This window comes from Chitinophaga sp., assembly GCF_039596455.1.
In the GTDB taxonomy this organism is placed as follows: domain Bacteria; phylum Bacteroidota; class Bacteroidia; order Chitinophagales; family Chitinophagaceae; genus Chitinophaga.
This window is the reverse complement of the sequence record NZ_JBCNJR010000002.1, coordinates 761,122-783,923: the sequence shown is the minus strand read 5'-3', so window position 1 is coordinate 783,923 and position 22,802 is coordinate 761,122. Positions and strand designations below refer to the sequence as shown.

Genomic DNA, 22,802 nt, shown 5'->3' with positions numbered 1-22,802 from the left:
TTCCTGAAAAGAAATATTCCCTATCTTGTCAGGCAAAAACCTGTATGATCTTTTCCAAGCCTATCCGGTTCCTTTGCTGCCTGCTACTGATCTGCGCCCGGCCATCCATGGCCCAGTCTGCGCCGGAACACGTCATCCTCATCGGGTCAGACGGGTTTGGCGCGTATGCCTTTCAGCAGGCCAGGGTGCCTAATTTGCGGGCCATGATGCAGCAGGGCTCCTGGACGCTGCACGCCAGAACGGTGCTCCCCTCATCCAGCGCGCCTAACTGGGCCTCTATGGTGATGGGCGCCGGCCCGGAACTGCATGGTTACACCACCTGGGGCAGCAAGCAGCCGGACCTGCCGGCACGGGTACTGGACGAGTATAACATGTTCCCCTCCATATACTCCCTGCTCCGGAAAGCAAAACCACAAAGTGAAATAGGCGTCATCTACGAATGGGAAGGCATAGGCTACCTCTTCCCGAAAGCCGCTGTCAATAAAAATCAAAACTGTGATGGCGATGTAGCGGTAGCTGCCGCCGCCTGTGCCTACATCAAGTCAAAAAAGCCGTCTTTCCTGTTTGTGCATCTGCATGATGTAGACAGTGTGGGCCACAAGGTAGGCCATGGCACACCGGAGTATTATGCCGCCATTGAGCGTACAGATGCGCATGTAGGTGAAATGCTGCAAGCGGTAAAAGAAGCCGGCATAGAGCAAAACACCGTGGTAATTTTCACGGCAGACCATGGCGGCATCAACAAAGGCCATGGGTCAATTTCCATGAATGAAATGGAAATTCCCTGGATCGTGAAAGGCCCCGGCATTCTGCAAAACCATGAAGTGCAGGGCAGCGTAATGACCTTTGACACGGCCGCCACCATAGCCCGGCTGTTTGGCCTCACGCCGCCGCAGGTATGGATCGGCAAAGCTATTGCTGAGATATTTAAGTAACGAAAAAGCCGCGCTCCTTTTGAAAGCGCGGCTTTTTCAGATGTAGCTGCCCGCAGGCAACTACTCAATGCTCAGTTTACGTATGCTGCCATTATCGGAACCGATGTAGAACACACCTTTACTATCTGCGGCAATACAGTTCACCCCTTCAAACCTGGCCGTTTCGCCGGGGCCATCCACCTGGCTGGCGCCATTCCCGCCGGCAATGGTAGTCACCACGCCCTGCGGGTTGATCATACGGATCACAAAACGGTTGTGCGTGTAATCGTTGTCGCAAACGTACAGGTTGCCTTTCTGGTCTACCGCAATATCCATGGGCGCGCCGAATTGCGCTGATACCCCTACCCCGTCTTTCGCCTCATTCTTGCCATTGCCCGCTACCATCCTGATACCGCCGGGGCCGGTGCTCCAGATGCGGAAATTGCTTTCATCAGCAAGGTAAACGCTGTTGTCTGCACCGAAAGCCATGCCAGTGAAGCTTTGTGGACGCGCAGCGGGATCAACGGACATGAAAGCATTGGCATTGTGTAGCGCGGTCACATTCCCGCTGGCCGGTATATTCACCAGCAGGCCACCGTCAGGAGTGGCAACGGTATAATACAGCAGGCCGTTTGGCGCAAATTTCACGAAAGCAGGGTAACTCATGCTGACAATGTTTTTGGGCCCGGTAGCCGGCCCCGCGCTGTTACCGCCAACCCACAGTTCAACCGCGTTGGTGGTTGTATTGACCCGGTAAATAGCGCTTACGCCTGACCTCCTGGTGTTGACATAGAGGTTGCGCTGGGCGTCTACTGCAATACCCCAGGGGTCTTCAAGCACCGCTACCCTGTCGTAGCCATTGATAATGCCGTCCTGGTTCACATCTATCGTGGACTGAACGGTGGGTTGTATAACGGAAACCTGGCCGCCGGGAGTGTACTGTATCACACGCTGGCCTTCGTAATCCGTATAATAAAGATTGTCTTTATTGTCTACCGCAATGCCCTGGACGTTCGTTACCCCAAGGCCGTTGAGTGCTGTAATGGTGCTCACCTTTGCCTGCATAATGGCAACGCTGGCGGCGCTGCTCACCGTTCTACCGTTAATGGACACCGTTACTTTACCTGCGGTGGCGCCGAACGGTACGGTTACTACCAGCTTGTCTGCCCTTGCCGTATGCACCTGGGCGTTGAGGTTATTGATCCTCACTTCATTTTCCGCAGGCACGGTGCTGAAGTTTTTGCCTTCAATAGTAAGCAGCCAGCCGGGAAAGGTTTTTTCGTCAGACAGGGCGGTGATAGCGGGCAATTGGTCCTGGTTAAGGAGCGCGGAAAGCGCGTGCATGATATACCGCTCCCCTATGCCCACGCCTGTTGCAGAAACAGGAGCGGCATTGATGTACAGCTGGCCGTTCTGCACATGTACCACCAGGGTTTTGCCGTTGATGGCGGTCAACGTTTTGCCGTCTGTCAGGTCTGCGGCAGCCAGCTTTCCTTTGATGATATAGTCTTCCAGCTCTGAGGAATCAGCCAGTTTTTCACGCAGCTCCCCGCTGAAGTCTGGCGCCCGCCGGCCACCGGCATTGGTAAACGCGGCGTTAGAAGGGGCAAATACCGTTACGCCTGCCGTGGCGTCTGCGTCAGATACTTCCAGGTCTTTCAGAATAGCGGCAAATTTGCTGAGCGTGTCAATAGATGAGATCCTGGCATTGAGGGATGTGGTGAGTTCGGCCGCCGGTTTTGGTTTCTCTTCCGGCGTTTCTTTGTCCTTTTTGCAGGCTGTCGCCAGCAAGGCAAGGGACAAAAGGAAGGTGCTACATGTTTTCATGGCAAATGGTTTCATTTTCTGCCGTGAAATTAGCCCGGCGGTGCAGGTCAGCCAATAGCCATTTCTGGCTATTGAATCACATAAATACCTTTGTAGCGCAAGCATTATTGCATATCGCTATTTGTTAATTAATAAATAGTTATCAAGGATACCACTATATTTGAAGCGCACTTTCACCCCTGCAAATCCTTACCTTATGGAACTATACCAGTCCGACCATCTGCTGCTCCGGTATAATGAAAGCCTCAACCTCTTCCAGGGAACATGGAAGGCTTGTGATACTGCCGAGACCTTTATTGAGGGCATCAAAACCTACAAGGAAGTATTTGAGAAAACGGTACCGGAAAAGATAGTATGGGACGAAACAGGATTTTCTTTTACTATTCCGCCAGACCTGCAGCAATGGACGTATGAGTTCCTGGACAAACCCGCAGGAGACAAGGGCATAGATTATAAGGTAGCGCATATTGTAGGCCCTGATGTATTGGCCTCGGTTTCCATCATGGAAATGTATACAGATGGTAAAACGTCTTTCACTCCCCGCTTTTTTTCTCACGAGCATGCCGCCCTGAACTGGATGGAATCCGGCGCCCCCTCACTCCCGCCCGCTTCCGGCAAGCCGGAGTGGACGGTAAACCGCTTCCCCGAAGAAGGGAAGGCACGCATCACCATAGACATAGACCTCAATGACCTGCCCCAATACCTGCTTGACTTTAAACAAATACTGCGGAGCAGAAAGTTCCACATGGAAAATTATACCCGCTTCCTGCAGCTGACCGCCAGGGAAAGGCTGGTGCTGTCCCTCCTCCTCAAAGGCCATGGCAACAAACAGATAGCAGACAGGCTTGCCATAACGTGCGATACGGCCAAAACCCACCGGAAAAACATGCTTCGCAAACTTGGATGCAGGAATATGGCGGAGCTGATGATGTACAAGATATTCTTCTGACAAGGCAGGCTACCCACTAGTGGGTATTGCCGGAGTACCGGCGTTTCGCCAAATTTGGCCAGCTATTCAACCCTTGCCATGAAGAAAATCGGACGCGTGCAACGTAAGAACGATCTTACATTTGAACGGCATTTGCAAGACCTGTATTTCGCGGCAGATCATGTGGACGAACAAGATGTAAAACAACTCCTGTCAAAGTTCAGGGAATCAGGCAGCCAGCTCCGGCAGGCAGGCCCTCTCCTCTATGTAGTTGACTATACCAGCTCCCGCTACCTGGCCATGAGTGACGCCAGCCGGATGATTACGGGTTACGACCCGCGGGAGTTCCTAGAAGGCGGCATTCCCTTCCTGATGGACATTTACCAGCCGGATGATTTCAGGGTGTATAACCACAAGGTGTTCCCGGCCAACATGCAGTTTCTGCAATCGCTCCCGCAGGAAGAGCACAGCCAGTTCATCTTCAGCTATAACTTCAGGGTGCGGCACCGTAACGGTCATTATGTGCCGGTGCTGCAGCATGGCGCCTACATCACTTCCAAACTCACCGGACTGCCGTTGTACAGCCTGGGCATTGTGACAGACATCAGTCTTGTCAAGAAAGACCGCATGATCTACCACGCTATCGAGAAAACGGAAGAAAGCGGGGAATGCATTGTAAAACGCGCCATGCAAAACAACTTCTTTTATCCTTACGAAGAAGACAGCCTGCTCTCCCGGCATGAAAAACACATCCTGGAAATGCTGGCGGGCGGCAGCAGCAGCAAGCAGATAGCAGACAAGCTGAAGATCAGCGAAAACACTGTAGCCAATCACCGTAAAAACATGCTCAGGAAAACCAACACCCGCAACGTGGCAGAGCTGATTGCCTTTGCCTGTTCTATTCAGCTCATCTAAACAATACCAGTCATGCAGCACATTACCTACGAAGGAGAAGGCACCTCAGGAAAAATGATCATTTTCATTCATCAAAGCTCAGGCTCATCTGCCGTGTGGCAGCACCAGGTTACGGCCCCGGAACTGCAGGCACACCGGCTCATTTGTCTTGACATGCCCGGTCACGGCAGCGCGCCGCAGATGGAGAGTTATTCCCTGCCCGCCATGGCCGCAGCTCTGCAGGCCAACATCCATGCCATTACCGGCAACGCTCCATACGTGCTGGCCGCGCTTTCCATCAGCTGCAATTTTATTGCCGAAATAGCCCCGCAGCTGCGCGGTTGCAAGGGGCTTTTCCTCACCGGCGCGGGACTGGTTGGCGGAACGGTAACCCCTGCAAACGTCATGCAACCCATGGAGCATGGCGCCGTGCTGTTCACAGAAGATCCCCCGGAAACCGCGTTGCGCGCCTATCTCAGTGCACTGACGGCCGTGGGGAATAAAGCGGTAATTGCCGGCATGGCCGCAGACTACCGCCGTACAGACGCCGCCTTCAGAAGTGGTATGGCCACATCATTAGGCCGCGGCGAATGGAATGACGAAATTGCCTGTGTTGCCGGCTCCGGCATGCCTGTAGCGCTCGTATTTGGAGCGGAAGAAAAGGTGATAGACGCCGGTTATACCAACGCAACGCCGCTGCATCGGCATGTGCAATTTATTGCAGGCGCAGGACATCTGGCCAATATTGACCAGCCGGCGGCTTTCAACAGGATGTTGCGTGATTTTGCAGACAGGGCGTTCATGGGGTAAGGTTTCATACAGGTTTTTTATTAGTTTCGTGTTAACTGCAAACAATAAAAAACCCAAACCTATGCCTTTGAAATCTCTCCTTCTCCTTTTGGCGATATTCCTGGCTGCCAATGCAGCACAAGCCCAGAACAAGCTCGAAGCCACCGGCAATGTTGGCATTGGCACGCTTTCCCCCAGTGAAAAACTCACGCTCTACAATGGCAACCTGCTGATCAGAAAACAATTCGGTACCGGCCCGGATTATGACTGGTTTACCATCGGCTCTCATGAGCAGATAGAAAAAGAAGTAACAGGTGTGTTTACCGGCATATTAGGCACCAACATTAACCCTCTTCTCGACAATGACGGCAAACCCGCATCCCGGAACAACCAGCCTACTCTTGCTTATCAACAGTCTTGGGCGCTTACCTTCGGCAGCGGCGACCACCATAACAATTTTTCCATCTGGGGCGGGCGTAATGCGGCTAGCGGCACGCCACTTACGCCCTTTTTCAATATTGCGGGTAATGGGTATGTTGGCATCGGTACTACTTCGCCGGGTCATAAACTTGAGATAAGATCGTCCGAAAATTCCGCCAGCCAGTTCAAACTTAGCAAAGACAACGTGGGAATATTCGGCATGCTCTCCTACAGCGAGGACAATATTCAATTATCATTTGACGCGTTGTGGAACGGGGGATGGATAGCACAGCATGCTTCGTCTGCATGGCTATGTAAAATAAACAACCGATTTAAAATAATGGGTAATTCCGGCAGTACACCGGGTGGCACGGCCCTTCAACGTGAAATGTTAACAATAGATCTGGCATCAGGGAATATTGGCATCGGCACGTCCGATCCTTCAGGTAAATTTGAAGTTTCCACCTCCACAGGTTCAGAACAATCATCAGTCAGTATTCAACAGGTCAACACGAATGTTAATCCTATTAATCAGCCTACCTCCAAACTGGTCTATAACTGGTATGGCCTGCCAAAGGCAAGTATAAATTTCCACCGGGGTAGCGCCGCCATTGACGGGTTCATGAGTTTCTCCACTGCTGACAATTCGGTGCCGGAAGAAAGAATGCGTATTGACCAACATGGCAATATTTCTATTGGCACACCCTATTCATATGGCTACAAACTCTCTGTGGCCGGAGGAATGATCGCTGAAAAAGTAACAGTGAAATTACGGACGAACTGGGCAGACTTCGTTTTTGACCCCGCCTACCCCCTGCCCACCCTCGAAACCGTTGAATCCCACATCCGTGAAAAGCGCCACCTCCCAGGCATCCCCTCCGCCGCGGAATTAGCCCAACAAGGGCTTGACCTGGGGGATATGCAGCAAAAACAAATGCAGAAAATAGAAGAGCTGACCTTGTACGTCATTGACCTGCATAAAAAATTAGCAGGCCAGCAGGCCCTCATTGCAGAGCAGGCCAAAGCGCTGGAAACGCTTAAAACATTGCTGGAGAACACAGCCGCCGTAAAAAAGCAGCCCTGACCAATTTACTAACTGGCAGCCTTCAACTCAATATAAAACGTAGTACCCTTGCCTTCTTCTGTTTCAAACCAGATCTTGCCGTTGTGCGCTTCAATGATCTGTTTGGAAATGCTCAGGCCAAAGCCGAAAGACTCCTCTCCACGGGTGCCTTTTCTTTTTGCTTCCCTGGCCTGGCTGAAGAGCTTGCCTTGCAGCGCTTCCGGAATGCCGATGCCTGGGTCTTTTACGGTAATCACCGCGGTACCGTTCTGCTGCTTCAGCGCCACCTGTATGCTGGAGCCGTCAGGACTGAATTTGATGGCGTTGTTGATGAGGTTGCTGAACACCCGCCAGATCTTCTCGCGGCAGGCCAGCACTTTTACGGGCTCCGCGTCCAGCAGAATGTGCTGCTGCTTTTCCATCGCTTTTGTCTGCAGCAGGTCTACACAATACCGCAAGGCCACATGTACCTCTACCAGTTCCTTTTCCATGTTTGCCAGTGAGGTATCCAGCTCCAGGAGGTCGGATATAAGGCTTAGCGCGCTGGTGCTGGACGTTTTGATCAGCTCCACCATTTCTTTGTTTCTCTTTTCCTGCGTCGGGTCCATCAGCAATAATTCCGACAAGGTGTGGATGGCGCCTACGGGGTTGCGCAGGTCATGGGCCACTATCTTCATCATGCGGTAATGGCTCAGCTGACTTTGTTCAAGCGCCGCAAGGCTCTTGCGGATGTTATCGTGCTGTGCCGTAACCTCCTGGTTCAAATGCTGGAGCGCGGCCACGTGGCGGCGTGACTTCCGCCAGTTCTGCCAGATCATCCATGCAACGGCCATGACGGTAAGGCACAGGAATATAAGGATAAACAGGTAAGCGATCTGCAACTCATTGTTCTTTTGCAGCATCTCCAGCCGGTGCTCTCCCTCCATGCGCACAAACTCCTTGTTGATATCAGCCACCGCCGGCTTGGCTGCAACCGCCCGCAGAGAGTCGTTGAGCTGCGTATAAGCCCTGAGCGCGGCGTACCCTTCATCTGGCCTACCGGTTTTTTCATAGTATTGCCATTGCAGGCGCAGCCATTGCTGCCTGAGCTCCGCCACCGGAAATACTTCCAGGGAAGCCTGCATTTCTTCCAGCACCGCTTTTGCATTTTGGAAGCGGTTTCCTGCCAGGTACAGTTCAACCAGCTTGCCCATGGTGATCAGCGCGTCCCTTTTTTCATCCCTGCCCCTGATGTTGATATCTATGCTTTGCCGGTAAAGCTTTTCTGCGGCCAGCGTATCTCCCCTGCGCAGCAGCACTTTTCCCTTGTTGCCGTATACTACTGCAATGGCGGCTTGCATACTGCTGTTGTGCGTGGGAATATGGCGGAACTTTGCACCCCTGTTTTCAATAAAACGAAGGGTACTGTCATACAACGCCAGCGCCGTGCTGTCATCCCCGACCTTGTCATAGCTGAGTGCTGCATTGTCAAGCATACCTTGCCGGTAATAGAAGATATTAAAGCGCAACGTATCGCAGTTGCCCAGCCGCTCAAACGTTTCCAGAAAGTAAGGCACGGCTTCCTTGTATTTTTCCTGGCGGTAATATACCAGCGCCAACCTGCTGGCATATTCGTGATATTGGCAGGTATCCTTTGTTTCCAGCAATACTTCACGGCCGCGGTAAAAATAAACGTAGGCCTCATCATATTTCTTTCGCTCACGGAGCACATCTCCTTTTGAAAAAAGCGCACGGGCGTAATAAAGCGGGTACCTTTCCCGTATATGCCTGTTGTCAAATACCTGCAGCGCACTGTCTGCATACACCATGGCGCGGGGCAGATCAAGGGTTTTAGCGATATGGTACAAGTGTATGCGGGCATATTTGTTGTACAGGTCAATTTTTCCGGGAGCGGGAAATGCCGCATATGCTTTTTGAAGGTATTGGTATGACGCTTCCGCATCGAAATTTCCGATACTGTCTGCTATGGAGAAAACCTTGTTGAAATAGGCAGGATGTTCATACGTTTCCTGCACGGCAGGTGCACAAGCGTTAACAAATACTATTACTAGCAGAATAATTCGCCGTGCTGCCGTATAACGGGACTTAGACAAAAAACATTCACTCATTCTCCAATGGATATGGGAACTATTATAAATTAAATATAAGGATTTTCTTTATCCGGAAATGCACGGTATATTACCCGCCCGTGCAATGTGAAGAATATCCTATATTTAACGGCGATAGCTCATGCAGAAAGCCATATCCATATACGGAATAGTGACCATAACCGCCCTTGCCTTTTTTGCAGGCTGTAAACCGGCTTCCCCGCCGGATTACAAGCCGCGGGTACATATTGGCAGGGAGAATGGTAAATATATGCTCTTCCGTAACGATACGCCTTTCATCATCAAAGGGGCGGCAGGCTTCACGCATCTCAGGAAATTACAGGAAGCGGGCGGCAACACCATCCGCGTATGGGATACGCTTCATCTAGGCCGCATCCTGGACGAAGCGCAGGCCCACAACATAGCGGTGATTGCCGGCTTTCCCATGCCCGCCAGCGGCTTTCTTGCCTATTATGAAGACACCACTAAAACAGCGGCCCAATACACCGCCTTCCGTGCCGTGGTGAACCGCTACAAGTCACATCCGGCGTTACTGATGTGGTGCCTGGGCAACGAGCTGAACTTCCCCTACCGCCCCATGTTCAAACCTTTCTATAAGGCCTACAACAGCCTGGTGAACATGGTACGTACGGAAGACCCTGACCACCCGGTTACCACGGCCATTATCAACCTGGACAAGAACAGCATTTACAACCTGCGCTGGAAAGTGCATGGCCTGGACCTCCTGTCTATCAACATCTTCAACCAGCTGCGAAGCCTTGAGCAAGACCTCGGCAAGGTTTCCTGGGCATGGAACGGCCCCTTTCTCATCACCGAATGGGGCGTAAACGGGCCCTGGGAATCCGAGTTCACAGCCTGGGGCTCTCCCATAGAAAATACCAGCACCAGGAAAGCGGAGCAGTACCGTGAGCTCTATGAGCAGCATATGCCGGTGAACCATCCCCGTTTCCTGGGGGCCTGCGTGTTTTTCTGGGGCAGCAAGCAGGAAGTAACACATACCTGGTTCAGCACCTTCAGTAGTACCGGCGCCATTTCCCAAACGGTGAACACGCTGCAGTATCTCTGGACGGGGCAATGGCCCGCCCAACAGGCGCCGGCGCTCAAATACATGCTGGTGAACGGCAAGGGCGCAAGAAACAACATCCTGCTCAAACCCGGCGCCCCGCAAAAGGCGGAAATATTGTTCGAAACACCACCCGCAGATTCCCTGCGCTTACATTGGGAAATATTACCGGAAGACTGGTACATGAAAGACAAATACACGCCCAATACCCGCAAACCGGCCCCCCTGAGAGGCTTGCAGCTATCAGCCAAGGGGTATGCCACCACGTTCAGGGCGCCGGAAAAGGAAGGCCCTTACCGGATATTCGTAACCGTGTTTGATAACAGGGGGCAATACGCTTCCGCCAATACACCTTTTTACGTAGTAGGCCCATGATCAAAACACTGGAGCCGGTTGCTCCGCCTTCGCGGATGGAACGGTTTACTTTACGGTTAATGATTTTGCTGGGTGTTTGCAGCACCGGCTACCTGCTGCTGTGCCTGTTCCGGCACTCCCAGGTGGGTTATGCCCCGTTTTACTGGGTGCTGATGGCAGGTATTACCTTCAACTGCCTGCGGCTGCTGCATGAATGGTATCACTATTTTTCCATTTCCATACCTGGCACTCCCCCGCCGCAGCATGCCTTTACGGTAGACATCTTTACCACCTTCTGCGCGGGAGAGCCGCATGCCATGATCGTGGAAACACTTACCGCCATTCAGGCCATCCGCTACCCGCATACCACCTACCTTTGTGATGAGGCCAATGACCCTTACCTGGCGGAAGTTTGCCGGCAACTGGGCGTTGTACATGTAACCCGCACCAACAAAATAAACGCCAAGGCAGGCAACATCAACAACGCCCTGCAATACGCCAAAGGCGAGCTTTGCGTGGTGCTTGACCCTGACCATGTGCCGGCCCCTGATTTCCTGGACCACATTGTTCATCATTTCAATAACCCGGAAGTTGGTTTTGTGCAGGTGGTACAGGCCTACAGCAACATGGGAGACAGCCTGGTGGCCAAAGGCGCCGCGCAGCAAACCTTCCAGTTTTATGGCCCCATTATGGCCACCATGAACAGCTACGGCACCGTGCTGGCCATTGGCGCCAACTGCACCTTCCGCAGAGCGGCGCTCAACTCTATAGGCGGCCATGCGCCGGGGCTGGCGGAAGACATGCACACGGCCATGCAGCTGCACGCCAAACAATGGAAGTCTGTTTATGTGCCGGCCGTGCTGACCCGCGGGCTGGTGCCTTCCACCCTTTCCGCCTATTATGCCCAGCAACTAAAATGGTCACGCGGCGTTTTTGAATTATTTGTAACCACCTACCCGAAGCTGTTCAGCCGCTTCACCTGGCGGCAGCGGCTGCATTACGGCACCATCCCCTTCCATTATTTTTCCGGTGTGGTATTTTTTATCAACTTCCTCATCCCCATACTTTCTCTCGTCACCGGGCTTATTCCCTTCCGGATGGACATGGTAGACTTTGCGTTGCTGGGCCTGCCGGTAATAGCCTCCGTAATATTGGTACGGCATTTTGTACAGCGCTGGGTGATGGAAGAAACGGAACGCGGCTTTCATATAGTAGGCGGGCTGCTCTTTATTGGCACCTGGTGGGTGCACATCCTGGGGCTGGTTTACACGCTGCTGCGTAAAAAGGTGCCGTACATCCCCACGCCTAAAGATGACTCCGGGCCAGACAACTGGCGGCTCAACATTCCCAACATCATTGTATTGCTGGCCTCTGCCGGGGCTATCGTTTACGGGCTTTCGTACGATCTGAACCCTTACTCCCTGGTAATGGCGGGCATTGCAGGCATCAACTGCCTGATCATGATCTTCAACATCATTGCCAGCCTGCGGCCGCAACGCCTGCAGGCGCGCTTCAGCTGGGTAAGGGCCGCGCTCGTATATCCCCTGCTGTTAAAAAAGCAGTTCTGGTTGTTCAGGCACCTGCGGCTGTACGTAGTGTTCCGCAAGCTGGGGCTGCCCCTGCTGCTGGCGGCCGTAGGCATTACGCTTTACGTGATGAGCATGAGTGAAGAGCCATCCGTCACTGCCACCGGCCGGCCAGCGCATAAACAAAACGTATTTTATACCGGCATTTACGAACCCGGCGCCTCCAACGGGTTAACGGACTTGCATAACGTACGCCGGTACCAGCAGCAATACCAGGCCCGTTTCAACATCATCTCCCTGTATGTTCCCTGGGGCGAAGCGCCGCACTGTTATGTACCTGATACGCTGGTACAGGCCATTTACCGCAACGGCTCCCTCCCCATGATCACCTGGGAGCCCTGGGCCGCACTTTTCCGTGATGCCAATAGTGAACAGAAAATGCTGTCACGCATCAGCGCCGGCGTATATGACGGCTACCTGCAAACATTTGCGCAGCAGGTTAAAGCCCTTAACCGCCCGGTATACCTGCGCTTTGCGCATGAAGCAGACAACCCGGCCTACCCCTGGTCACCGGCGGGCAACAATACCCCGGAAGAATTTAAAGCTGCCTGGCAATACGTGCATAGCTTCTTTGCGCGCCGCCATGTACATAATGTGATCTGGGTATGGAACCCCTGGAGCCCTCAAGCCGTGGATGCCTATTTTCCCGGCAAAGCGTATGTAGACTGGATAGGCGTTACCTGTCTCAACTATGGCCCGCAATATGCGGATGCACGCTCCCGCTCTTTTGCGGAGCTGTATACGCCCTTTCACCGGCAGCAGGTTTTCAGAACAGGTCTGCCGGTAATGGTAGCCGAAATGGGTTCCCTCGCCGCTGCCGGCAACCAGGCCGCCTGGCTCACCAATGCCTTCAGCGCTATCAACACCCGGTTCCCTGAAATTCACGCCGCCATCCTGTTCAACAGTGATCATGACCAAAACCTGCCCCGCCCCGCGCCCGGCCAGGTGCTCAACTGGCAGCTGCAGCAACCGGCCCAATTCTTTGCCGCACAGCAAAAAGACCGCCGCATCAGGCCCTTGCCGGCGTTGCAAACGGAGCCGCTCATAGAAACAGATACCAGCCGCCGCATCACCGCAAGGCTGACCCTGCCGGATACCATACGCGGTGTCAATTACCGCAAGGGAGACAACTGGTTCAGGAATCTGCACTCCCTCACCCGGCGGGAAGTAAGCAAAGACGTCAGCACCATGAAAACGCTGGGCATTAACACTATCAAACGGTACGGCCCTGGTGTATACGACAGGAATATTCTAGCCGTGGCCACTGAAGAAGGCATAGACATCCACTACGGCTTCTGGGTGCCCAACATTACGGACATGAACAAGCAGGCCGCCACGCTGGCCCGGCTGGAGCAATCCATCATCAGCACCATTGAACGCCTGCAGCACAACCCGCGCATCAAAGCCTGGAACATTGGTAACAACGCCTGGCAGCAGCTGAACAGCTTCTATGACAAACCTGCCCTGCTCTACCAGCAAAAGATGTGGATGGACTGGCTGAAAAACATGACCCGCCGCATAAAGGCAACAGACCCAACCCGGCCGCTCACGCTGGATGTTCAGCTGGAAAGCGGCATAGCTGCTACCCTGCAGCTTTTCACGCAGGAACTACCTTTTGTGGATGCCTTTGGCCTGGTAACTTCTGCAGATACCACCGGGCTTCATGGTGCAGAGATAAAAAGCACACCCACTTTCATCAGCCAGGTGCCCGTACAGGCGTACACGAAATTACCTCCCGGCCACCCGGCATTCATCGCCGCCTGGCAAGACCTGCATACGCGTGACTTTGTGACCTTCAACGGGCTCACAGACCGCCAGGGCCGCTACAAGCCCGGCTTCTACCAGCTTGGCCGGTACTGGCAGGCGCCCCTGTCCGCGCCGCAACTACCGCGCGTACGCATCTTGAAACCGGCCAGGACCACCCTCCCTGGCACACCGCTTACCTATCACGCCCTGCTTTCGCAAAACGGGGAATGGATGCTGGCAGACAGCGTGCCGTCACCACCGGAATTTGAATGGTACCTGCTGAAAACAGACGGGTATGGCAACACCATATTCCTGAAGGAACTGGGGAAAGGCGCTTCCATTACCGTAACCATACCTGAAAACCCGGCGTACTACCGGTTGTATGTAGAGGCGGTGAAAGGGAATGATGTTACTACTGCGCAGAGTACGCTTAATACGCCGCTGGTGGTGAATTAGGCATTTTTACACCACCCACGCTCATATCTTCATCCTCCGCACCTGCGCAATCTTCAGCAGCGTGGAAAGCATTTCCCGGGGGAAGAAAGGTTTGTTCAGGATATCGAATATACCTTTCCTGGCAAACTTCCGTCTTACTTCCGGCATAATGTCTGCCGTGAAGATGACGATGTGTATTTCAGGGTACTCCTGCCGTATGATCTCTGCCAGCGCATAGCCGTCCATTTCCGGCATGTGCAGGTCTATGAAAGCCACATCGTACAGGCTGCCTTTTTCTTTCAGCAGATCGAGAGCGCTTTGGCCGTTGCTGGCGCAGTCAGGTTGAATACCGAAGTATTCCAGCTGCCGCCGGGCCACCATTACGTTGATGGGGTTGTCTTCCACGAACAGCAGCTGCATGCTTTTGAATTTATTGGCATAAGCGGAAAGTTCTGAAACCTGCGGGCGCGGGGTCAGCTGCCCTTTTTTGGCGGGCAGTTCAAACACGATGTCGAAACTAAATTCGCTGCCTTTTCCCGGCTCGCTTTCAAGGGAGATGTGGCTGTTATGAAGGGCTATCAGTTTTTGCGTGATGGTCAGGCCCAGGCCGGTGCCGGATTGTTTGCGCACGGCGCCTTGCTGCACCTGCCGGAAGCTTTCAAACACCATGTTATGATGTTCCGGCGGAATGCCGATGCCGGTGTCTTTCACGGAAAAGTGCAAGGTGATGTTCTTCGTTTGCTGCTCCACCACTGAAACAGACAGGCGCACCGTTCCCTGTTCCGTATACTTGACAGCATTGCTCACCAGGTTGTTCAGTATCTGGCTCAGGCGAATTACGTCCGCCATCACCTTCTTCGGGATGGCCTTGTCTACCACGGTTTCCAGCGCAATGCCTTTGGCTTCCGCCAGTGATGCGAACTGGTTGCGGATGTTGCGCACCAGCTCATGCAGGTTTACCGGGGAAGGATGCAGCTCAAACTGCTGGCGTTCTATCTTGTTAAGGTCCAGTATATCATTGATGAGCTGCAGCAGGTGGTCTGCAGAGAAAAGGAGGTTGCTGATGTATTCCTCCTGCTCCTTCGTGTAGTTGAGCTTGAGCAGGTTGGCAATGCCAATGATGCCGTTGAGCGGCGTTCTGATCTCATGGCTCATGATAGAGAGAAAGTCTGACTTGGCCTTTGCCGCGTCTTCCGCCATTTCTTTGGCGCTGATCAGCTCCAGCTCGTCCTTTTTCTTTTGGGTGATGTCCATCACCGCGCCCCTGATCATGACCACACGGCCCTCTTTTACAACAGGCGTGCCTATCACACGCAGCCATTTGGCCGTATTGTTGCGGGTAATGATCCGCAGCTCTATATCATAAGGTTTCTGCTCCAGTATCACATCTTCCACCTGCCTGACAATAACCGGCCGGTCTTCTTCCACGAAGAACTGAACGCTGCTGTCAAAGTCCGGCACAAAGTCTTCTTCCATCTCGTATATCAGGTAGGTATGCCGCGTCCAGAACACCTGGCCTGTTTCCAGGTTGTATTCCCAGCCGCCGGTGTTGCTGAGCTGCTGGCTCACGTCCAGCAACTGGTTGCTGAGCTCCAGGCTGTTCCTGGTTTCCTCCAGCCGCAGCTCCACCAGCTTTCTTGCCGTGATGTCCTGTATGCTGATCACCATCACGGTATCCGTCGGGTCTTCCATCATATACACCGGTTTGATGCTGGCGCGGAACCACTGGTTGATCTCTTCGTAAAAATGTTTGTACTCCACTTCCTGCGCGGCGCCTGTTTCCAGCACGGCATTGATGGCATTTACAAAAATGGCGGCCTGCGGGCCGAACACTTCCTGCACCGTTTTGCCCAGGAACTGCTGGCGGGGCATGAACAACTGGCCGTCATCATGCACCCATACGTTCCTGAACACCTGGTGGCCATTGATCTCAAAAGTGATATCTTCCAGGGAAACGAGCAGGGCATGCAAATGCGCCGTCAGCTCCGCCTGGCGGTGCTCCGCTTCTTTTTCAGGGGTCACGTCCTGCACGTACCCCACCAGGCAACCGGCCTTGCCTGTCAGGCCCTTTACGGCGCGCAAATCGGCTTTGAGGTAACGCAGCCCGTTCACAGGGTGCTGTATGCGGTAAGAACAGATGTAAGGCTCGTCCGGGGTTTGCAGGGCCGCCTGCAGTCCATCCCGCATGCTGGGGATATCTTCCTGCAGGATGAACTTCGTCCAGCCCTTTCCCATCGATTCATCAAAGCTCAGCCCCGCCATCTTTACCCATTCATCATTCACAAAAAAACAGTTCCCCTGCAGGTCTGACATGAAAGCGCCTATCGGCGCAAGCTGCAAAGCCTTCTGAATGTGAGTTTCCTCCCCGCCTTTTGGGTAATTGCTCATCAGCAAGGTTTAAGATCAGTCATAGATAGGTGATTCACAACAATATAGCAATTTATTTAAAATCAACAGTTGTTTCCTACATTTATACCTATGAACCTGATCGGCAACATTATCTGGCTTATATTCGGCGGTTTTTACTCTTTTGTGGGGTATATGATAGGCGGTTTGGGCCTTTGCCTTACCATTATAGGCATTCCCTTTGGCCTGCAACTTTTCAAGATAGGCATTCTTACGCTCTGGCCCTTCGGCACAAAGGTGCGGGAGGTACCGGGCGGCACGGGCTGCCTGGCTACCGTCATGAACATTCTCTGGATATTGCTGGGCGGCATCTGGGTAGCGCTGGGGCACCTGCTGTTCGGCCTTTTGCTGACCATCACCATCATCGGCATTCCCTTTGCGCGGCAGCATTTCAAATTGCTGGCGCTTACGTTTACGCCGTTCGGCAAGGAGCTGTACCGGGATTAGCAGTTAACCTGTCTCTTTTATCCAAATTATATACTTATGAAACGTTTACTCTTCGTTCTGCTGTTATTCATCTTTTTTTTACAGAAAACTTTTAGCCAAAGCACGAATATTCTTCGAGACACTGGTAGAGCCGGCATTGGCACTGTCACCCCCGCAGAGAAACTGGAAATTGCAGAAAATGGCCCTGCCGTGGCACAGTTCACGAATTACTGGGACGTTTTAGGCCCGGTGGGAACTATTCGCTTTAATTTGGCCGGTACTGAGGTTGGACGGATTGAGACGGAACGAATTGTACCCGAGGGAAGGAAAAGCGCCATGAAATTTCACGTATGGACCGGCAGCGAGTTAAACGAAGCCCTGCGTATCAGCCATACGGGACTTATCGGTATCGGCACCACAAGCCCACAGCAAAAACTGGACGTGACGGGACATATCCTCAGTGCCCCATCTCCAACGGAAGGAGCATTTTACCTGGGAAACGCCAATCATGGAATGAGGCGGTTACCTGTAACCAATACAGTTGAATTGTTCACAACGCAAGGCAGTCTATATCTGTCCGCAAGCGGCATCAATGGCCGGCAAATGAGCATTCATAACGATGGCCATGTGGAAATCGGCACACAAACGCAAACCTCCGCATTAACAGTCAATGGCCCTGTAGCGGCTGTAAAAGTGAAAGTTAAGCAGAACGTGTGGGCAGATTTCGTGTTTGATCCAAACTACGCCCTTCCTTCACTTTACGAACTGGAAACCTTTATAAAAAAACACCAGCATCTGCCTGCAATCCCTACTGCGAAAGAAGTAGCGCAAAACGGGCTTGACCTGGGCGAAACCCAGGCCAAACTTCTTCAAAAGATTGAAGAGCTAACCCTGTACATCATAGCGCAAAATAAAAATCTTGATGCGTTAAAAAGACTGGTAGCTGAACAAGACAACCGTTTAAAAAAACTGGCAAACAGCCTTACAGCATTAGAAAACGGCACCTCTACGCCTCATACCGCATCAACGCCGCAATAGCCGCCCCGTTGGGCATGCGCTCCTTGTCAAGCAGGAACACTTCCGCGCCGTTCAAATAGGCGTTCACCGCCGCGGCATTCACCATGCACACATCTCCCTCTTCCGCCACATCACGCAGGGCCAGCTGGTTGTCCATGGCGTTAAAATGGCCCCAGAGGTGGTAACCCTTCTGCACAAAGAGCACTTCTGCGCGTGCATAAAAGCAGGCGGGTATCACTGTTTCGGGCATGGAAGACGTGAGGCGCGTGGCAATGCTGTTGTTGTAGCGGTCAAGCGCTTTCTGCAGGCGTACTTCCAGGTAGGGCTGCAGCTTTTTCCTGGCCTCGGTGCAGAGGCTTTGTATATTTTCTTCTTCAAAGTTACCGGGCAGGTAAGTATCTGCTATATGCTGGTACCGTGAGCGGTGGTGGTACACGGGCAGCAGGCTTTCCACGCCTGCCAGCAGCAGCGGGGCCTGCCGGGTGGAGAGCGCTTCGTTCCACATCAGCTGGTCTGCTTCATCCATATACATGGAAATGTTGGAACGGTCTGTGGGTTTGCCCGTGCCCTCGCCGTGAAAAGCTGTGCCTTCCGTGTTGTCCATATTGTCTTGCAGCGCTCCTTCAGACCGTACCATATCGTCTATGCCCATGGCAAACTCTTTTACGCGTATTTTCTTCATGCCGAAGATGTTTGCCTCGAATAGCTCCGCCTTCCGCTTGTTCAGCACCAGCACAAAAAACGCTTCATGTGCCGTAAACAGCGGCAGCAGCGGGCTTACATCAAAGGTTTGCTGAATGTATTGCTGTTGCTCTGCTGCGTAGGGCAGCTTCATGTATTTGAAAACGTCCGGCGCTATGAACACGGCGAGGCCGTTCAGCTGCCTGCGCCAGAAGGTTTCGTCATTAGCCAGGGCAAAGGCGTGCATCAGCAGCGGCTCCACTTCGTCCGTTCGCATTCCCTGCTGCAACAGCTGCTGCTGCACGCTTTGCAAGATGGTTTTAAACGCAATACCGTCCTGCTGCTCATTCACTTCCATGCCCGCGCGGTGGGTGGGCATCACAAGCGTTATGCAGCAGTCAGCCGTATAACCGGCCAGCGCGGCAAGATCGTCTTTTGACATATCTTCCTCCAGCGGTTCCGGCCTGGGGGCGGCGCCGTCCGGTGCACTATTATACCGGTTCTTGTAGCTGTTCTGCGTTTTGTTGTTAGCGGCAATTTCTTCTTCGTCGCCTTTGTGCACATTACGGTTGGGGTGCCGCATCCGCACTTTGGGGGCCGGTTCGTCTTCGCCGCTGGTGTATTTGTCTGTAATGGACTGGTCTTTTTCCAGGTCTTCCGGGGCCATTCCGGGCCGCAGGCCCAGTTTGCTTTCGCGTCCGCTGCCGGAAGGTTTCCCCTTCGGGGGAATGAACCTTCCCTCTCTGTCTTTACCCATAACACATTGGTTTATTTAAAACGGGAGCACAAACTCCATACCCGAAAAACAGCCACAGCGGCGTCAAGCGTCTGTTTCGCCGCGCTGCAGTTTTTTCATGTACAAGGTAAGCAGCCGCAGCACCGGCGCAATGAAATACCGTGCAAACATGCTGCTGCTGTCAATGGCGTACAGGTTCTCGAAAATAGAGGTGGTCTCTATATAAATGAGCAATATCAGCAGCCCGTCATTCATATACTGCACCACGGGATGCTCTTGCCGGAAAGTGTTCATCAGTATAACAGATACCAGTATGGCGCCGATGTACTGCGTGAACTTGCGGGCGGTTTTCCGGTAGCCGGAAGAAGTACGGGCGGTGTGATGCATGAGGGCTTTGACGATGCCTGTGAACAAATCAAGCATCATGGCAATAAATACCCAGATCAGCAGGTTGAAGCTGGGGTGGAACACAATGGAAAAATCTCCGGTGAATAAAGTTTTCATAACAGTCTTTTTTTCATTTACACAATCGCAGTTCAAAAGTAGCGGGCCACTACCCTGCTCAATCTGCGTATTGAAAAAATATGCACTGTGGATAAAGATTTTCTTTTACGCAGATCAGCTGCGTATGGTGGCGGTATGGTGCGCCGCCCGCTAGAAGTCGAAGAATTGCCGCGTTCGGTTCACCCGCAGGTCTCGCAGAATGCCGGCCTTGGGGTTAATGGTGATGCTGAACTGGCGGTAGCTGCCGAAGGGCACCAGGTTGATGCTCATTTGCCAGCAGTGCAGGTCTCGCGAAATAGTGAGGTTGGTGTAAGAGATCTGCATCAGCCGGAAGTCGAAACCGCTCGTCATGATGATCTTCCATTTGGGCGTCAGGCTGAAGTCTCCGCTGAAGCCCAAGTACTGGTTGAAGATGGTGGTATCCCGCAGGCGGTCTGCGGTGCGGCCGCGGGTATAGTTGAGGCTGTAGGAAAGGTCCAGCCGCCAGGGAATGTCAAAGTCTACATAGTCTCCGGGGTTGGCGCGCATCATCTGCGCCTGCCGCTGCTGCTCCTGCAGCATGGCATCGGGCGTTTGCTCTTCTTCCGCCAGCTCGTCTTTCATTTTCTGCTTCTCCTTGCTTTTTTTATCCTGGCTCTGGAAAGATGTGCTCAAGGCAATGTTGGCATTGGTGAGGCGGCCAATGCTGAATTTCTCCCCTTTCCAGGCGTATTTGTCAATGCGGTAACCGTACTGGTCTACCTGGTAGGGGTCAATGGTACCGCCAAAGGAGATGTTCACCTTGTCGAACAGGTTGGTACGGGCGTTGAGGGAAAACGGCGCCAGGTTGAAGGAGTCTGCCACCAGGTTGTAGCTGCTGGTGATGCCGAAGCCGTCCAGCAGCTTGATCTTCCTGAAGCCGGAGGTATCTTTGTCTGACCGCACTTTCATTTCCAGGTTGTTGTCTATCCCGAATGTGAGGCCGGCAAAGGTTTGAGCGGCAGAGGGGCCGAAGGGCGCGCCGTCGTAGTACGAAAAGCGGGACATGCGGCCCAGGGTATCGCTCTGTACCATATAATAGTCCTTGCTGGCCAGGTCAGGAGAATAGCTGATGCCGATGTTGGGCCGCATGACGTGGCGTACCGCCGCCACCTTCGAGTTCTTGTTCTTGAAGGTGTACATGCCGTAAATGGCCGTAGCCAGGGAGGCGCCAGTGCTGGCGGCGCTGCTGCGGAAAAATCCGTTATTATAGGTAGTATCGTAGTTGCGGTTCTTCGGGTCCCAGGTCAGCACCTGCTGGCGGATGTACCATTTCTCCGTATAGTTGATGCTGGGGGAAAGGGTGAGGTTCCGCATAACGGGGATAGACAGGGTGATGGGTATCTGGTGCTGCACGCCGGCCTGCAGGTTGTCAAACATGGCGGGAGTGCCGAAGGTGCTGTCTACAAAACTTACGTTGTTCCGCAGCAGGCCGTTATAGCTGATGCCTATTTTTTCGTACCACTTGGGGCTGCCCACCATTTCCTTTTTCTGGAAAGGGTACAGCGTGTTCACGTTGAAAGACGCGTCCGGAAAGTTGATGTTCATTTTCCGGGTGGAGTTGTTCTGGTTATGGCCCGCCGCCAGGGTCAGGTTATAAGGTTTGCCCACCCAGCTTTTGGAATAGTTGATGGAAGAGCTCATATTATTATTGAGCCTGGTGGCCGCGTCTGTCACATTGTACTGGTTATAGGAGGTGGTACCGAAATTTACGCTGGCGCTGAAGTTGGTACCGGGGCGGGCCTTGCCGTCCATACTGTGGCTCCAGGATACCCGGAAGTCTTTGGAGGTGGTAAACTCGTCCTTGATCTGCGGGTCCCCGCCAAACTTGCTGTTGGCAAACGCAATGTTCATGCCCCCGTTATACTTGTACCGCTTCCGGTAAGTAGGGCTCAGGGTCAGCCCCCAGCTGCCGTAGGAGTATACGTCTCCCCGCACCGTCAGGTCAAGGTACTCCCCCAGCCCGAAATAATAACCGCCGTTTTCCAGGCCTATACCTTTTTGCTGGTTCACCACGTATTGCGGGGGCAGCAGGCCGGTGCGCTGGCCGTGGCTGATGGGGAAAATGGCGAAGGGGATGAACAAGGGGGTGGGAATACCCTCTATTTCCAGGTTGGCGGGGCCTGAAACGATCAGCTTGTCGGGTATCACCTTGATTTTCCTGGCCCTGAAGGCAAAGTGCGGCGTATCCAGGTTACAGGTGGTATAACCGTTGCGGAAGCCGAAAACGGTGTTATCAGGCTGTTTTTTCACCTTGCGGCTGTTAACATACCCCTCCCCGTACTGGGCCCTGGTCTGGTAGATCATGGCCTTGCCGGAGTTGAAATTGTATTGTACGGAGTCCATCTCGGAGCTGGTGCTGCCGTCATTCAGCACCGCCTTTTCAAAAGGTTTCCCGGCCGTATCGATCCCCATGCGGGAAGTGAGAATGCCGGTGGCCTGGTTGAAATCCATGGTATTGCCGGTCAGTTGCGTCTGTTCATACTTTACGTCTGCCTTGTTATACAGGTGGAACTCCTTCTTTTTTACGAACATCACAATGGAGTCCTGCGCCTTGTAATATACGGGGGCCGTCAGGCTGTCTTTCGAGATGCGGACGGGTTTGACGGTGGTATCTGCCAGGCGCCGGCCGGTGCTGTCCGTCTGCGGGAGGCCGGTACTGTCTGCCCGGCGGCGGAGGCTGTCTGGCAGGGTAATGGTATCTACCGCCTTCACCGGTATGCTGTCTTTCACCCTTTTGAACGCGGGGCGGCTGGTATCCGGCCGCGGAACGGGCACTGTATCTGTGAAAATTTTGTTAAAGTAAATGCCCGGAAGTACTGATGCGTGCGCTATTTCGTCTTTTAACAGGGCGGCTACCAGTAATAAAAGAAGAATCAAAGGCAGG

The 22,802-nt window shown here is 53.2% G+C and carries 15 protein-coding genes; 9 read left to right on the top strand and 6 right to left on the bottom strand.

What is annotated here, in order from left to right; all coding sequences use genetic code 11:
• Positions 1-44 precede the first annotated feature (44 nt).
• On the top strand, positions 45-935 hold the full coding sequence (locus tag ABDW36_RS12870) for an alkaline phosphatase (RefSeq protein WP_343702310.1): 891 nt from the start codon (positions 45-47) through the stop codon (positions 933-935).
• Positions 936-995: 60 nt separating this feature from the next.
• On the opposite strand, the gene ABDW36_RS12865 is transcribed toward ABDW36_RS12870, so the two are convergent.
• Positions 996-2,741: a fasciclin domain-containing protein gene (locus ABDW36_RS12865; RefSeq protein WP_343702309.1), complete on the bottom strand. Its 1,746-nt coding sequence runs from the start codon at positions 2,739-2,741 to the stop codon at positions 996-998.
• Between the two features lie 196 nt (positions 2,742-2,937).
• Here ABDW36_RS12865 and ABDW36_RS12860 point away from each other — a divergent pair, with 196 nt between their 5' ends.
• The 4 genes from ABDW36_RS12860 to ABDW36_RS12845 all read left to right on the top strand — a co-directional run bounded on the left by ABDW36_RS12860 (position 2,938) and on the right by ABDW36_RS12845 (position 6,856).
• On the top strand, positions 2,938-3,690 hold the full coding sequence (locus tag ABDW36_RS12860; protein WP_343702308.1) for a helix-turn-helix transcriptional regulator: 753 nt from the start codon (positions 2,938-2,940) through the stop codon (positions 3,688-3,690).
• 78 nt (positions 3,691-3,768) lie between these two features.
• On the top strand, positions 3,769-4,584 hold the full coding sequence (locus ABDW36_RS12855; protein ID WP_343702307.1) for a LuxR C-terminal-related transcriptional regulator: 816 nt from the start codon (positions 3,769-3,771) through the stop codon (positions 4,582-4,584).
• A 12-nt stretch (positions 4,585-4,596) separates the two neighbouring features.
• Entirely contained in the window at positions 4,597-5,373 is a 777-nt protein-coding gene (locus ABDW36_RS12850) for an alpha/beta hydrolase (protein WP_343702306.1), read from the top strand.
• Between the two features lie 61 nt (positions 5,374-5,434).
• Complete coding sequence (locus ABDW36_RS12845) at positions 5,435-6,856, top strand: hypothetical protein (RefSeq protein WP_343702305.1); 1,422 nt, start codon at positions 5,435-5,437, stop codon at positions 6,854-6,856.
• An 8-nt stretch (positions 6,857-6,864) separates the two neighbouring features.
• Here ABDW36_RS12845 and ABDW36_RS12840 read toward each other — a convergent pair whose 3' ends face one another.
• A complete protein-coding gene (locus ABDW36_RS12840; RefSeq protein WP_343702304.1) occupies positions 6,865-8,850 on the bottom strand; it encodes a tetratricopeptide repeat-containing sensor histidine kinase in 1,986 nt (661 codons plus the stop codon).
• Positions 8,851-9,064: 214 nt separating this feature from the next.
• Between ABDW36_RS12840 and ABDW36_RS12835 the strand changes: the two genes are divergently transcribed.
• A complete protein-coding gene (locus ABDW36_RS12835) occupies positions 9,065-10,381 on the top strand; it encodes a glycoside hydrolase family 2 TIM barrel-domain containing protein (RefSeq protein WP_343702303.1) in 1,317 nt (438 codons plus the stop codon).
• Positions 10,378-14,148 (top strand): glycosyltransferase, encoded by a 3,771-nt coding sequence (locus ABDW36_RS12830; protein ID WP_343702302.1) that lies wholly within the window; start codon positions 10,378-10,380, stop codon positions 14,146-14,148. The genes ABDW36_RS12835 and ABDW36_RS12830 overlap by 4 nt, the downstream gene beginning before the upstream one ends.
• 21 nt (positions 14,149-14,169) lie before the next feature.
• Here ABDW36_RS12830 and ABDW36_RS12825 read toward each other — a convergent pair whose 3' ends face one another.
• Entirely contained in the window at positions 14,170-16,515 is a 2,346-nt protein-coding gene (locus ABDW36_RS12825; protein WP_343702301.1) for an ATP-binding protein, read from the bottom strand.
• A 90-nt stretch (positions 16,516-16,605) separates the two neighbouring features.
• Here ABDW36_RS12825 and ABDW36_RS12820 point away from each other — a divergent pair, with 90 nt between their 5' ends.
• Both ABDW36_RS12820 and ABDW36_RS12815 read left to right on the top strand, forming a co-directional pair.
• On the top strand, positions 16,606-16,980 hold the full coding sequence (locus tag ABDW36_RS12820) for a YccF domain-containing protein (protein WP_343702300.1): 375 nt from the start codon (positions 16,606-16,608) through the stop codon (positions 16,978-16,980).
• Between the two features lie 36 nt (positions 16,981-17,016).
• Positions 17,017-17,997, top strand: a complete 981-nt coding sequence (locus ABDW36_RS12815) for a hypothetical protein (RefSeq protein WP_343702299.1) — start codon at positions 17,017-17,019, stop codon at positions 17,995-17,997.
• Here the strand turns inward: ABDW36_RS12815 and ABDW36_RS12810 are convergent.
• The 3 genes from ABDW36_RS12810 to ABDW36_RS12800 all read right to left on the bottom strand — a co-directional run bounded on the left by ABDW36_RS12810 (position 17,966) and on the right by ABDW36_RS12800 (position 22,795).
• Positions 17,966-19,414 (bottom strand): hypothetical protein, encoded by a 1,449-nt coding sequence (locus tag ABDW36_RS12810; RefSeq protein WP_343702298.1) that lies wholly within the window; start codon positions 19,412-19,414, stop codon positions 17,966-17,968. The genes ABDW36_RS12815 and ABDW36_RS12810 overlap by 32 nt on opposite strands.
• A 63-nt stretch (positions 19,415-19,477) precedes the next feature.
• Positions 19,478-19,897, bottom strand: a complete 420-nt coding sequence (locus ABDW36_RS12805; RefSeq protein WP_343702297.1) for a phage holin family protein — start codon at positions 19,895-19,897, stop codon at positions 19,478-19,480.
• Between the two features lie 150 nt (positions 19,898-20,047).
• A complete protein-coding gene (locus ABDW36_RS12800; RefSeq protein WP_343702296.1) occupies positions 20,048-22,795 on the bottom strand; it encodes a putative LPS assembly protein LptD in 2,748 nt (915 codons plus the stop codon).
• Positions 22,796-22,802 lie beyond the last annotated feature (7 nt).

Excerpts from the sequence above, each read along its gene's own strand:
- ABDW36_RS12870 (WP_343702310.1), top strand. The coding sequence starts at position 45 with ATGATCTTTTCCAAGCCTATCCGGTTCCTTTGCTGCCTGCTACTGATC.
- ABDW36_RS12865 (WP_343702309.1), bottom strand. The coding sequence starts at position 2,741 with ATGAAAACATGTAGCACCTTCCTTTTGTCCCTTGCCTTGCTGGCGACA.
- ABDW36_RS12860 (WP_343702308.1), top strand. The coding sequence starts at position 2,938 with ATGGAACTATACCAGTCCGACCATCTGCTGCTCCGGTATAATGAAAGC.
- ABDW36_RS12855 (WP_343702307.1), top strand. The coding sequence starts at position 3,769 with ATGAAGAAAATCGGACGCGTGCAACGTAAGAACGATCTTACATTTGAA.
- ABDW36_RS12850 (WP_343702306.1), top strand. The coding sequence starts at position 4,597 with ATGCAGCACATTACCTACGAAGGAGAAGGCACCTCAGGAAAAATGATC.
- ABDW36_RS12845 (WP_343702305.1), top strand. The coding sequence starts at position 5,435 with ATGCCTTTGAAATCTCTCCTTCTCCTTTTGGCGATATTCCTGGCTGCC.
- ABDW36_RS12835 (WP_343702303.1), top strand. The coding sequence starts at position 9,065 with ATGCAGAAAGCCATATCCATATACGGAATAGTGACCATAACCGCCCTT.
- ABDW36_RS12830 (WP_343702302.1), top strand. The coding sequence starts at position 10,378 with ATGATCAAAACACTGGAGCCGGTTGCTCCGCCTTCGCGGATGGAACGG.
- ABDW36_RS12825 (WP_343702301.1), bottom strand. The coding sequence starts at position 16,515 with ATGAGCAATTACCCAAAAGGCGGGGAGGAAACTCACATTCAGAAGGCT.
- ABDW36_RS12820 (WP_343702300.1), top strand. The coding sequence starts at position 16,606 with ATGAACCTGATCGGCAACATTATCTGGCTTATATTCGGCGGTTTTTAC.
- ABDW36_RS12815 (WP_343702299.1), top strand. The coding sequence starts at position 17,017 with ATGAAACGTTTACTCTTCGTTCTGCTGTTATTCATCTTTTTTTTACAG.
- ABDW36_RS12810 (WP_343702298.1), bottom strand. The coding sequence starts at position 19,414 with ATGGGTAAAGACAGAGAGGGAAGGTTCATTCCCCCGAAGGGGAAACCT.
- ABDW36_RS12805 (WP_343702297.1), bottom strand. The coding sequence starts at position 19,897 with ATGAAAACTTTATTCACCGGAGATTTTTCCATTGTGTTCCACCCCAGC.